This window comes from Flavitalea plasmicola (assembly GCF_030546645.1).
Taxonomy (GTDB): Bacteria; Bacteroidota; Bacteroidia; order Chitinophagales; family Chitinophagaceae; genus Puia.
In genome coordinates, this window is sequence record NZ_JAUOTO010000004.1 from 367,592 (window position 1) to 380,801 (window position 13,210).

6 protein-coding genes are annotated in these 13,210 nt (G+C 52.3%); 1 reads left to right on the forward strand and 5 read right to left on the reverse strand.

The annotated features are described in order from the left end of the window. Positions 1-8 precede the first annotated feature (8 nt). Entirely contained in the window at positions 9-920 is a 912-nt protein-coding gene (locus tag Q4E93_RS15710) for a hypothetical protein (RefSeq protein WP_303586750.1), read from the forward strand. A gap of 16 nt (positions 921-936) precedes the next feature. Here the strand turns inward: Q4E93_RS15710 and Q4E93_RS15715 are convergent, their stop codons facing one another. The 5 genes from Q4E93_RS15715 to Q4E93_RS15735 all read right to left on the reverse strand — a co-directional run bounded on the left by Q4E93_RS15715 (position 937) and on the right by Q4E93_RS15735 (position 13,183). After that, positions 937-4,284, reverse strand: coding sequence for a VCBS repeat-containing protein (locus tag Q4E93_RS15715; RefSeq protein WP_303586751.1), 3,348 nt, complete (start codon positions 4,282-4,284; stop codon positions 937-939). A 42-nt stretch (positions 4,285-4,326) separates the two neighbouring features. After that, positions 4,327-7,638: a VCBS repeat-containing protein gene (locus Q4E93_RS15720; protein WP_303586753.1), complete on the reverse strand. Its 3,312-nt coding sequence runs from the start codon at positions 7,636-7,638 to the stop codon at positions 4,327-4,329. 94 nt (positions 7,639-7,732) lie between these two features. Further along, complete coding sequence (locus tag Q4E93_RS15725) at positions 7,733-9,289, reverse strand: RagB/SusD family nutrient uptake outer membrane protein (protein ID WP_303586754.1); 1,557 nt, start codon at positions 9,287-9,289, stop codon at positions 7,733-7,735. Between the two features lie 22 nt (positions 9,290-9,311). Then, a complete protein-coding gene (locus Q4E93_RS15730; RefSeq protein ID WP_303586755.1) occupies positions 9,312-12,341 on the reverse strand; it encodes a SusC/RagA family TonB-linked outer membrane protein in 3,030 nt (1,009 codons plus the stop codon). Between the two features lie 140 nt (positions 12,342-12,481). Further along, the gene (locus tag Q4E93_RS15735) at positions 12,482-13,183 is read right to left on the reverse strand and encodes a ComF family protein (RefSeq protein WP_303586756.1); all 702 of its coding nucleotides are present in this window, start codon (positions 13,181-13,183) and stop codon (positions 12,482-12,484) included. Between the last annotated feature and the right edge of the window lie 27 nt (positions 13,184-13,210).

The following is a 13,210-nucleotide window of genomic DNA, read 5'->3' on the forward strand; positions in this document are numbered from 1 at the left end:
GAACTCAAGTGAATAAGAAATGGTTGGCGGGGGGTGTCCTCATCATCCTGCTGTTAGCGATCTGCTCGGTGTATATTTTCATTCCCAGTACTATTGCATCTTCCGTTTATATGCCGGTGAAATGTCCTGTCGATGCGGCTTTTAGGGTCGTCAGCCAGAAGGATGTATGGGAGCGGCTGGCAGCGGAAAGCCAGGGGAGGTCTTCTTACCGTCTCCGTAATATTTTTTTCCGGCAAGTGGCTCTTACAGGCGGGGGAGATAGCTCGAAGGCGGATGCGCTGACGATCTTGCCTGTACCTAGTGTTGATTCCGCCATATTGCGATGGAGCTTTGTCCGGAAGGCCGGCGCCAATCCATTCAAAAGGATCAACCAGTACCGGCAGATCGGAGAGGACAAAAATGAGGTTCGTGTTGTATTGAACTTTCTGCACGCCTATCTTGAGAAAAATGAAAATGTTTACGATACGCCTGTAAAGGACTCAATGTTACAGGATACGGCGATGGTCACGATACGGTGGGAAAGCGATCAATACCCTTCGCCAGACAGCATCTATGCCCGCGTTGACATGATGCGGAAGTATATAAAAGAGGAGGGTGCGCAAATTACGAATTACCCCATGCTGAATGTTGTCAGAGGGAAAAACGGTCGTTTTAGGAACATGGCGGCTGTACCGACGGACAGATTGTTAAAGGGCCGGGGTATGATCTTTCCCAGCAGGTTTATATCCTGGAAGATCCTAACGGGGGAAGTCAGGGGAGGGGAGACAATTGTGGAGAAAGCTATAGCAGGGTTAAGTAAGTATGCAACGGATCGTCAGCATACGGCGATGGCTATTCCTTTTCAGTTCCTCGTTACCGAGCGGAACAGGGAGCCGGATACCTTGAAATGGCTGACACGTGTATGTTTGCCTGTGAATTGACGGAGTAGCCGGCTGATCAGGGCTGGAAGCGGATGATCCGGGCGCTGTCATCATTCCGGGCTATCACGAATGCGGGTTTTCCGGCGATGTCCAGGCTTCTGATATGCCGGGACTGACCTCTGATGCTGACGCCATTCAAGGGAAAGGGAGCCAGTGAATCATTTCCGCGGTTGAGCAGGATGGTCCCAAAATCCGCGTCATAGCGTCCCATTTGAATATTATTGTCATAAAAGTTACCTACCATCAGAATGTCCGGGAGATCATCTCCATTGGCGTCCACGACGACTGCATCTCTATAGGGGGACAGCTGCGCTTCCCAGGGTAATGCTTTCACTGTAAAATTGAGGTGTCCGTCGTTGATCAGGATGGCATTGCTGAAGTAATTGGCATTGAGGGTATCTGCTTTACGCAGTTTATCCTGAGAAAAAAGATCCGGGAGCCCGGCTTTAGCGAAGTCTTCCGCATAGAGAAAATCCTTTTTCAAGGTCGGAAGTTGTTTCTGCAGCTCATCTTTATTGGCGAAAGGTAATTCGCGTCCGTCCAGATAATAGGTGAGGATCTGTTCTTTTTTATTGTTCCCGTCAAAGTCGTAATAGTACAGGCGTACGGGCTCTTTCTCCGAGGCATGCAGGCGGCTGTTCAACCCGAGATTGCCTGCCACAATATCTATATCGCCGTCGTTGTCGATATCTACCGGCAGGACGAAGTTCCACCATCCTGTCTTATCTGTCAGCTGTCGTTTTGTGAAGGCGCCGTTCTTATTCATAAAGGAGACGATACCGCCCCATTCGAGGGAGAGCACCAGGTCCTTTTGTCCATCCTTGTCCAGATCTGTCCATACGGCATTTGTTACAAAGCCGATCTGCCGCAGACCTGGAGCATATTTATCCGTTACGTCATTGAAATGTCCTTTTCCGTCGTTGAGCAGGAGGCAGGAAGCGGGGGTACTGCCGTATTGGAAGGGTATGGAACGACCCCCGATGAAGAGGTCCGGATATCCGTCGCCATTAAAGTCAAAAGGAGTGATGCAGGAGGCATTGATATACAGGTTGTCGAAGGCGCCGGGCAGTCTTTGCAGATGGCCATGGCCGTCTCCGCGGTAGACGCGAGGGGATAACATGCTGTCCTGGCCATAGAATTCGTTGCCGCCGCTGGCTACAACGAGGTCATTATGTCCATCTTTGTCAACGTCTATCCAGCAGGCGTCCACGTCTTCGAATGTACTATCCTTTTCCAGATCGGGCTGAGGCATCCGGAGGAATTTGCCTGACCTGTCCTGGAGGAGCACGATGCTTTTTTCCCATTTCGAGGAGCCGAAGAAGAGGTCCTGCAAGCCGTCCGCATTCATATCGCCCACGGCAAGTGCGGGGCCTTCGGTCGACAACATATGAGGAATGAGCGGTTCGCGGTCGAACTCATGGAAATCGTTCTCTTTATGTTTCCATGCGAGGCCTGTGGAGGCCGTTATATCGCGGACGGGGCGGGTTGGGTTCTTCCAGTAGCTGGACAGGATGGTATAGTCGAATAAAGGAAGGCCCGTATGATAGGACAAGGATATTACACTGTCCGTTTGCTGCCAGCTGATGCGTTGAAAGGAATGATCGGGCCATATGAGGAAGGCGGAGTCTACTTTTGTTTCACCGAGGCCTATGTGCAGGGGTATGTCCATGCTGGACATGAAGCCACGTACCGGGTATTTCTCATAAGAGCGAATACCATTGTTGGCAAAAAGCAGCACTTTTGCGCCCAGGGCACGGACATTGGTGGCCGGCCCCTGTAAACGGATGTCGACGGAAGCCACTTTTTTCTTTTCGTTGCTCATGTTCCTGTAAAGGATGACGGGCGCATCGATGGTATTGACGACCAGGTCCAGGTCGCCATCGTTGTCCAGGTCTGCATATACGGCGCCATTTGAAAAGGAGGGAAGCGCGCCCTGTATCCTGTCGGCCATGTCGGCGAATTGCATGGCTCCCTGGTTCCTGTAAAACTTGCTGGGGAGGCGGATCTGGGGAAATTTGTCGATCATCTCCATGTCTTTGTTGTCCAGGTTGCCCTGTTGAATCCTTTCATGGAGCTCCTGGTTGGAGACGAAATTGATATAGTCGATGTCATTCAATCTTTTGGGGATGCCATTTGAGATGAAGAGGTCTTTCCATCCATCGTTGTCGAAGTCGACCCAGAGCGCGGACCAGGACCAGTCGGTGGCGGCAACGCCAGCATACAGGCCGATCTCGCTGAACTGTCCATTGCGCCGGTTGAGCTGCAGGTTATTACGTGTGTACTGGTGATTGTATCCATACCGGAGCTTCAGGTTGTAGGTGTCCCAGGTATCTTCCCCTTCGGATCTTTTCAGGATATAGGGATCATAGGGCAGCATGTCCATACTGATGATCTCCGGGTAGGCGTCGTTGTTAACATCGGCCACATCCACGCCCATGGAGTATTGGCTGGTATGCATGAGGTGATCGTTCAGCTCCTCCCGGAATTTCCCATTGTGCTGGTTGATATACAGATAGTCGTTCTCGTGGAAATCGTTGCTTACGTAGATATCGGGATAGCCGTCCAGGTCGATGTCTGAAACGGTGAGGCCCAGGCCATAGCCGATGATGGAGCTATTGATACCGCACAGGCTGGTGACGTCCGAGAAGTGGCCATTGCCATCATTGCGATACATGCGATCGCCCGAGACGGCGCTGGTGGTAGCCAATTTTTGCTGGCGGTAGCCAAATGTGCCATTCTGATGAATGGAATGGTTGAGCAGGTACATATCCAGATCGCCATCGCCGTCATAATCGAAGAAGGCTGCCTGGGTGCTGAAGCCGGAGAAGTCGAGGCCATATTGTTTCGATCTGTCTTCGTAGTGGGGTATACCGCTGCTATCGATGCGGGTACAGATGAGCAGCTGATTGTGGGTGGAAGGAAGACCTTCGAGCTGCCCCACTCTACAGACGTAGATGTCTTCCAGCCCATCATTATTGATATCCACGACAGATACGCCAGTGGACCAGCCTTTGTCCTGGGGAATGCCTGCCGCAGCTGTTATATCTCTGAAGTGCATGTTGCCCTGGTTAAGGTAGAGCCTGTTATTGCCCTGGTTGGCGGCGAAGAACAGATCTGTCATGCCGTCGTTGTTGAGGTCTGCCGCGCCGATGCCCCCTCCATTATAGAAATACATATAATCGAAGACGTTGAACTCCTTCGTCGGACGGAGGGTATTGCTGAAGTCAAGGCCGGTGGAAGCCTTGTCCATGACGGTGAAAAGCGGGTCTTTGACCGGCTTTTTTTCGCCATTCCTGCAACCTTGTAGTAAAGTAAAGAACGTCAGGCAGATCAGGCTTACAGTATTCCGGGCGATTTGAGTCATGAAGTGTCGACGATTGAATCGGCTAAATTAACTAAAATTGGTTTATTGCCGGCGGCTCTTGTAGAGCAGCGGCCATTCATCGTTCCGGAGGAACAGCAGGTAGCTATCCTCTTTTCCCCGGATGGCCTGGATATCGCGCACCTGGCCGGTGAGATCCAGGCCGGACCTGTCGGGATCGAGCTCGTTGAACTGGCCTTTGCCATCGTTGAGCAGCAGATCGCCGAAGCTGCCGTCCAATCTTCCGAACTGGGGCAGGAAGCCGAACTCATTGCCCCCTATTACAAGGTCTGTGATCCCATCTCCATTGATGTCTTTACACAATATAGCGTTGACGGAGGAAAGCTGGACTTTTACGGGCAATCTTTGTATACTGAATTGTCCATTGCCCAGATTGAAGGCAACGATCGAGGACGTATAATTGAATGAGCGGACCAGGGCGCTGTCCAGGGATACTTTGGGAAAGAGCTGTCCGATGGTTTTTTTTGCGAAATCGCCGTGCTTGAGATTCGCTTTTTTCAGGGAGGGGATCTGGAATTCCAGGTCGTGTTTCAGGAATACGGGCTTGTCTTTTCCGTCGACGGTGTAGGTCATTACTTTATCGATGATGCCATTCTGGTCGAAGTCATTGATCCAGATCTTTACGGGGTGTGCGGAATCGGGGTGCAGGTAGAAGTTCTCTCCGATATTACCCAGGACGAGATCGGGGCGTCCGTCGCCGTTGAGGTCGGCGGTGCGAAGCGTCTGCCACCATCCCAGCAGGTGGGCGAGGTTGGTTTTGAGCTCTCTGAAGTGGTCACCTACGTAGGAATAGATATGTGGGCTCATCCATTCTCCGGCAATGACGAGGTCTTTTTTCCCGTCTCCGTCCATATCGGTCCAGGCGGCGCCTGTGACCATGCCGATGTGGGCTATGTCGGGGTTTTTAGCTGCGGCCATATCTTTGAAATGTCCCTTGCCGTCATTGACGAAAAGATAGCTGTTGGGCGCCAGGCCATAATTCATGGGGAAGCTTCTGCCACCGATGAACAGGTCGATCGAACCATCTCCATTGAAATCTTCTGCGACGGCCACGGAGACATTCATCCCCGTGTTGGGGAAGCAGGAGACGTCGAATTCGAAATTGCCTTTTCCGTCATTCCTGTAAAGGCGGAGCTGCATTTGCCTGCTGTAATTAAGGTTGGCGTTACCGGCCGGGCATACGAGCAGGTCCAGGTCGCCGTCGCGATCACAGTCGAAGAGGAGTACGGCTCCGTCCTCGAAATCGGCGAATTGATCAAAGTTTTTTTGGGGGCTTTTTACAAAGCCGTTGCCGGCGGTCTGCAAATAGAGCTGGCCGGGGTGGCCGGGGGTGCCGCCGATATATACATCCTCCAACCCGTCCCCATTGACGTCACCTGTTGTTGCGCGGGGTCCTTCCCGGGAGAGGAGCTTGGGGAGGTTGCGTTCACCGTGGAAATCCGTGTATTCATTTTCCTGGTGTTTGTCGAAGGGAGCCGGTAGTTGCTGGAGGAGGGCGGGTGCGGGAGCATGGTTTTGGGCGGGAGGGTTAATGCGTGCTGTTGATTGTTGAATGGTGTGGAGGGTATCCACAGCGGGATGCGCGATACGGGTAGTGCTCAGGTCAGGCCAGGTGATGATCAGGGAGTCAATGTCGGGGGACTGGCCCAGCCCGATGGTGATCCTGTAATCGACGGAGGACTGAAAACCCCGGCTGGGGACCAGTTCACGGCTGATGATCTCTTTATTCCTGAACAGCTTAATCTGGCTGCCGATGGCAAAGGTATTGGCGCCTGTGCCCCGGAGGAGCAGGCTTATGTAGTGATTCTTATTCAATTGCCGGGCGTTGTTGCGATAGACGAAGGCGGGCTCGTTCTCATTATTGACCACCAGGTCCAGGTCGCCGTCGTTGTCCAGGTCTGCGTATGCCGCTCCGTTGGAAAAGCTGGGCTGTGAGAAGCCCCAGGAGATGCCGGCGTCTGCGAATTTCAGGTTACCCAGGTTGCGGAATGCTTTATTGGCAAGCGGCGTGCGGGGGATGGATTTAAGGACCTCATCCACGTTCTCTTTATTGCCAGTCTGGACCATCCTCTGGATGACGTCATTGGCGAAGAAGTCCATGAAGTCCAGGTTAGTGACGTCGCGATTCACGCCGTTGCATACATAGATATCGTTGAAGCCGTCATTATCGGCATCGAACATCAGGGCGCCCCAGGACCAGTCGGAGGCGGAGACGCCGCTGTAGTTGGCGATCTCGGAGAACCTGCCATTTTTGGCGTTGAGCTGGAGGCAGTTCTTCATAAACTGGTGATAGAAGCCGGCGTCTTCCTTTCCTTTATACAGGTCGATGTTGTCAAAGGAACCCATGGTCTTCAGCCTGTAGTCGTCTTCCGGCAGCATGTCGGTGGTGAAGAGGTCCGGGTATCCGTCATTATTTATATCGGCGATGTCGGTACCCATCGAAGAGTAGCTGGTGTGAGGGATCCTTTCTTCGAATTCATCCTTAAAGGTACCGTTGCGCTGATTGATATAGAGGTAATCCCGTTCGTAAGAGTCATTGGATACATAGACATCGGGATAGCCGTCGCCGTTGATGTCACCTACGGACACGCCCAGGCCAAAGCTGATGAGGGTGCCGTGGATGCCTGCTTGCCGGGAGACTTCGCTGAAGTGTCCATTGTCATTGCGATAGAGGTGGTCGCCGCCGCCTTTGAGGAAGCTTGCCACGGGCCATTCGGCGTCAGGGAGGTCACGTTTGTTAGCATTGTTAAGGGTATTGACGGGAACGGGACTATTGTTGATGACGAAGCAGTCCAGGTCGCCATCCAGGTCATAGTCGAAGAAGGAGACCTGGGTGGTATAGGCCGAGATATCCAGTCCGTATTGAGCTGCGGAGTCAGTGAAGGTGAGGTTGTGGTTATTGATATAGAGCTTATTTTTTCTGTGGCCATCGGACATGTGCCCGGAATTGCACACGTAGATGTCCAGCCAGCCGTCGTGGTTGATATCCACCATGACCACGCCGGTGCTCCACATGCTGTCCTGGTGGAATCCTGCTTTGGAAGTGATGTCCTCGAATTTGAAGTTTCCTTTGTTCAGGAATAGTTTGTTGTCGCCCATATTAGAGGTGAGGAAAACGTCCGCCAGGCCATCGTTATTGAGGTCGCCCGTGGCTACGCCGCCGCCGTTGTAGAAGTTGCGGAAGTAGAAGCTATTCTCGATCTTTCCGTCGGTGACATCGTTTTCGAATTTGATACCGGTGTCGGGCATGAGCTGAAAGAGGGTTGTTTCCTCTTGGTGGCGGCAGGCACCGCCCAGGAGGGGGATGATGGCCAGCAAATACGGGAGGAATTTCATCGAGGTTTTGTTTATAGGTATGGTTCCAAAAAGCGAGAAGGTCAGTATATATGACCTTCTCGTTAAAATTATGATATTATAGCTTATTCGTGGATTAATAACCGGGATTTTGCTTCAGGTTGGGGTTTACTGCCAACTGGGTGTTGGGGATGGTAAAGAGCAGGTATTTCGGATCGCTGGCACCCTTGAGCTGCCAGGCGCCCAGGAATTTGCCGAAGCGGATGAGATCCTGTCTTCTGAAATCTTCCCAGTAGAGCTCTCTGCCCCGTTCGTCCAGGAGGATGTCAAGCGTAAGTGCGCCGAGGGGGGAGGCGCCACGCGCCGTGCGGATCTGGTTGACGAGGCCGAGTGCTGTGGCGGCATCGCCGCCGCTGCGCAGCAGGGCTTCGGCCTTCATCAGCATGACGTCGGAAATACGAAAGTATACATAGTCGTTGTCTACGTTCCCGCTCCCGTCATTGGCATAATCGATGGGATATTTGTCGACACGGATACCGGTGACTTCCAGATTTGTGCCTGTTTCGATGAGCTGTACATTGTCGGTGAAAGCGAGAGGCGCTCCGTTGCGGTCTGTCAGGGCGGTGTCGGTTTTCAGGTCATATTGCTGGCCTCGCAGGAAGCCGACGTTCACACGATTGCCGGGGTTGGTTGCGCCTGTGGGCAAGGTAGGATAGGCAACGCCTCTTCTCGTATCGGTGGCTTCGAACTTGTTGTAGAAATCGGAGAGGGTGGTGAAGCCATTCCAGCCGCTGGGATTCTGTTTGTAGTGCATGGTCAGGTGCCAGCGGGAGTTGATCGTGTTGCCAGTGCCGCCGGTGCTCTGGCCAGCGATCCTATGAAATGTCCAGATATTCTCTTTGCCGATGGTTTCATTGGTAGGGGCGAAGTTATCGAAGTAGTTGGTGGCCAATGGATACTTATTAGAGCCGATGATCTCGTCCGCCAGGCTGATAACCTTGGCCATATCACTGTTGTCGAAAGTAGGTGTGGCCCTGTTAGCGATGACACCTTTATTGAGGTAGCATTTCATCAGCAGTACCTTGGCGGCGTCGAGGTTGGCCTGATACACAGGTGTAGAGGCGATGTTGGGGATGACGGAATCCGTCAACTGGCCCATGATGTAAGTCAGGGCTTCTGTTCCTTTTCTCACGCGTGAGGGAATGACTACACTTTCGCCCGGATCGCGATAGGGGACCTGGTCCCAGCCATCCAGTTGATTGAACATGGAGTAAGCGCGAAGGAATCTTGCTTCGGCGGCCTGTTGTTTGGAAGGATTGTATTGCAGCAGATCGGTGGCTGCGAAAACAGTGCCGCTGAGCTGATCGAAACATTCGCGAATGTGCAGGTTGTCTCCGTCCCATGCATGTGCATGGAGTACGCGCCAGACGCCATTGTCATCCCAGTCCGGACCACGCGTGGGGCCTACCAACTCGTCTGTGGTCATTTCCTGCATGGCCATCCAGTTGGACTGATCCTGGTAAGTCACCTGCATGGAAGCATAGGTGGCGGCCAGCAGTCCGGCAACGGAATTTGATCCGCCTGCAACCTGATCAGGAGTGAGGTCTCCCTGGAATTTTTCGTTCAATTTTGTACAGCCAAAAGAGCCTGTTACCAGGACTGCCGCAGCTATTATCTTTTTTATATCTTTCATATAGTGCTGTAATTAATAATGGTTAGAGGGAAAAGTTTAAGCCGAGTGTGAATGTACGTGCTGTAGGATAGGGCATGTATTCTATACCTACCGAAGGGATAGCATTAACACCGCCGGCGCCTTCATCGACATTAACTTCCGGATCAAATCCTTTGAACTTGGTGATCACAAACAGGTTTTGACCGGTGACAAAAACATTTGCCCCTTTGATCCATTTGGAGATATTTCCGATGCTGTAAGAAAGCGTGGAGTTGGCCATTTTCAGGTAGCTGCCGCTCTCTATAAATCTCGAAGAAGAGGTCACGGGGTTGGAGAAGGCTTCTTTTATGGGTGAATTGAAGACCGTGAGGGCGATGTTGCGACCTCCGTTGATGCTACCCACGTTCAGGACGTTGTTCAGCGTGTTGTTATAGATCTTCTGACCCAATGCGCCATTCATGTTGACAGTGAGAGACAGCTTCTTATAGGCCAGCGTAGTGCTAAGGCCCAGCAGGGTGGAGGGGTTGGGGTTACCAGCATAGTAGAAGATGTTGCCATTATCCTTGTATACTGCCTGGCCAGTGGTCTTGTCCAGTCCTTCGAAGATCCTGGTCCAGAAAGAGTTGATGGCATAACCATTACGTATTGTCTCCACCAGGGTGCCGGAAACACCTTGTCCGCTGAGGGCGCCGGTCTGAATGGGAGCAGGCAGGCCGCTGACCATGTTCTTGATAAAAGTGGCATTCACAGACAGATCCCAGGTGAAATCTTTTCCTTGAATAATGGCGCCTGTGAGGGATACTTCTACTCCTTTGTTCACGACCAGGCCTGCCAGGTTCTTCCATAGGATGACGTTAGTGGGAGGGGCGGGATCGATCTGTGTACTGGGAAACAGGAGGTCGCTGGTGGCTTTATGGAAGTAGTCGACAGTACCACTGAACCTATTATTGAGTATGCCGAAGTCCAGACCGAAGTTATATTGTTTATCGGACTGCCATTTTAAATTTGGGTTCGGGCTGTTCGTCTGGCCGAGGCCGCCATTGTCGCGGAAAGTGTACCTGGCACGCGCCGATCCCGGTGGGAATTCCTGGTTACCCGTTTTGCCCCAGCCAGCGCGCAGCTTCAACTGGCTGATGACCTCGGAACTCCAGAAGCTTTCTTTGGTAACATTCCAGGCGGCGGCGACGGAAGGGAAGTAACCGTACCTGTTGTTCTCACCGAATTTGGAGGAACCATCAGCTCTGAATGTTCCTGTCAGAAAATAGCGGTCTTTCCAGTTGAGGACAACCCTGGCGAAGTAGGATTGCAGTTCGTATGTTGGATCTACGAATGAAGAGATCGTACGGTTAGCCGTATTACTATATTGTATATAGTTGAAAAGGTCGAGTCCGTAGTTTCCGAAGCCGGCGCTGGTGGCGCTGCCATCGCCGGGACCGAAGCCGGCCATGGTGGTACCTTTGTTGCTGAATTTCATGTATTCATATCCCACCACGGCATTGACGCTAAGGTTATCGGTGACCTGTTTGTTATAATTAATGGTATGGGTGACCTGCTGCGTGACCAATTCGGATGTGGCGATGCCGGCCCAGCCCTTGTGCTTGATGTCAGGAAGGGCGATCAGGAAAGGAGCTAACATTGCCCTGCGGTCGCCAGTGCTATAGTTGATGCTGAAAAGCATGCGGTACTCCAGATTGTCTGTGATCTTGTAATAAGGCGAGATGCTGGCGAGCGCCGTGGTGACCTTGGATTTGTCGGTGTACCCTTCCTGCATGGAAAGGGGGTTGACGATAGTTCCTTCGAAGTTATTGAGCGAGTCGCCGATCTTCAGGGGGCGGGTGGGGTTCCACTGGAGGGCCTGCCCGATCAAGCTGCCGCTGGCGCCCGCGTTATTGGTAATAGGAGCAATATTTTCCCCGTACTGGTTGGTGATGATGTTCAGATCGAGTCCCAGACGCCTGTTTTCCAGGAATTTGAAGTTAGAGTTAAAGCCAACGGAATATTTTTTGAAATCGGTCTTTCTGATGATGCCTTGCTGGTCCAGGTAGCCGAGCGAGAGACGGTATTTGCCATTTTCGTTACCGCCGCTGATCGCCGCATTGTAAGTCTGGTTGATGCCTGTATGCATAATTGCATCCATGGCATCGACACTTTTTCCATAATTGTTGGTAGCAGCGACCCCATAATAGTCAATTGCTTTGGCGTATTGAGCGGCATTCAGCACTTTGATCTGTCTCATGATCTTGCTGGCGCCTACGGAGGCCGAGAGATCGAGCTTAGGTTGTCCGGACGCCCCCCTTCTGGTGGTAATAATGACGACGCCGTAAGCAGCGCGGGAACCATAGATGGCTGTAGCGGATGCGTCCTTCAACACGTCGATCGACGCGATGTCGCTGGGATTGATAAAGTTGAGGGGGTTACCGGCGGGTGTATTCGTCTTGTCTCCACCTGCGCCACCCAGATTAGGGGTGACAAGGCCTCCCCGGGCGGATCTGCCGTCCAGGGGGATACCGTCGAGTACATAGAGCGGCTGGCCTGAACCCGTGATAGCAGAGTTACCGCGCACTTTCACTGTGGTACCGCCACCGGGGGCGCCGGAATTATTGATGACCTGGACACCGGATACTTTACCCTGGATCAACTGATCGGGGGCGGTGAAAGTGCCTTTGTTGAAATCTTTTGCTTGTACGGACGCCACCGAGCCTGTCAGGTCTTTCTTTCGAACGGTGCCGTAACCTACCACCACCACTTCATTCAGAGAGGCCGAGGAAGATACCAGCGCCACGTCGATGGAGGCCTGATCCCCGATGGCCACTTCCTGGGATTTATAGCCCACCGAGCTAATGACCAGGGTCGATGCGCCCGCGGGCACTGTGATGCGGTAGGTTCCATCCAGACCTGTGGAGGCGCCTGATTTGGTACCTTTTACAGCGACGGTAGCTCCCTGAATGGGGGCGCCTTTGTCGTCTGAAACCTTACCTGTGATTGTTTTTGTTTGAGAGAAAGCGGTTAGTGTGAAAAGTACACATAGTACTACAAATCCTACCGATTTGGCAAGCATTCGTTGAATGGTCATAAAGCAAAAGTTTAGCTATGAAGAACCTAAGTTAGAAAAATTATATATTACTTAACAAATTTTTTTTTGAAACTCTTCAAAACCAGGTCACTTAATTTATTCAGACAGCCATATTTAGTGCTTTGCTGCATAGCGAAAAACTAAAATGTGTCTGTTTGGATCATGATTTTTAGCCTGGAGAGGGAATAATAAGGTAGAGGTGGTTCTGACAGGACCCAGTCCTGCCCCTGCTCCAATTGATAATTTTGGCCTTTAAGGGAGAGGGTAGGGGTGGTTGTATCGGCCCTGGTCAGGGTAAAGACGCTGATGGGGGCATCGGGGTAGGGGTGTCGGATGGCCTGGATGATGGCGCGGATGGTGGTACCGGAGGTAAGGATATCGTCTATGACCAGCCAGTGGGTTGGATTTTGGGGCAGGGAAGCTGCGTAGGCCAGGTTGACGGAATAAATGCCTTGCAGTTCTTCTTCCCTTTGTGGTTTGGCGAAGGACTTGACGGGGCGGGTAGTCCTTGCTTTTTGGAGGAGGCGGGGATGATATTGGTATTGCCAGCGGGCCGCCAGTCTTTGTCCCAGGAGATCGAGTGCGGTGGGGGAATCCGGGATGGCTGTTTCATTATGATGCAGTGCGCGGACCAGGGTAGCGCCGGGAGGTAAAGGTATGTCCGAACCTATTTCGAGTGCGCAGTCGATCCATCCTTCGAGGTCGGGTTGCCGGCTTTGCTTGAATTTCAGGAGGCTGTGTGAAAGGGTGTCTCTTCCGGCCGACCGGGGAAGGTAGTGGCAGAGGTAATAATGGGGATAGCGGTCATTATTATAGGATAGCCAGGTTTGATGTAATGCCATTTTGGTGTACTCTTCACCTAAAGGTAC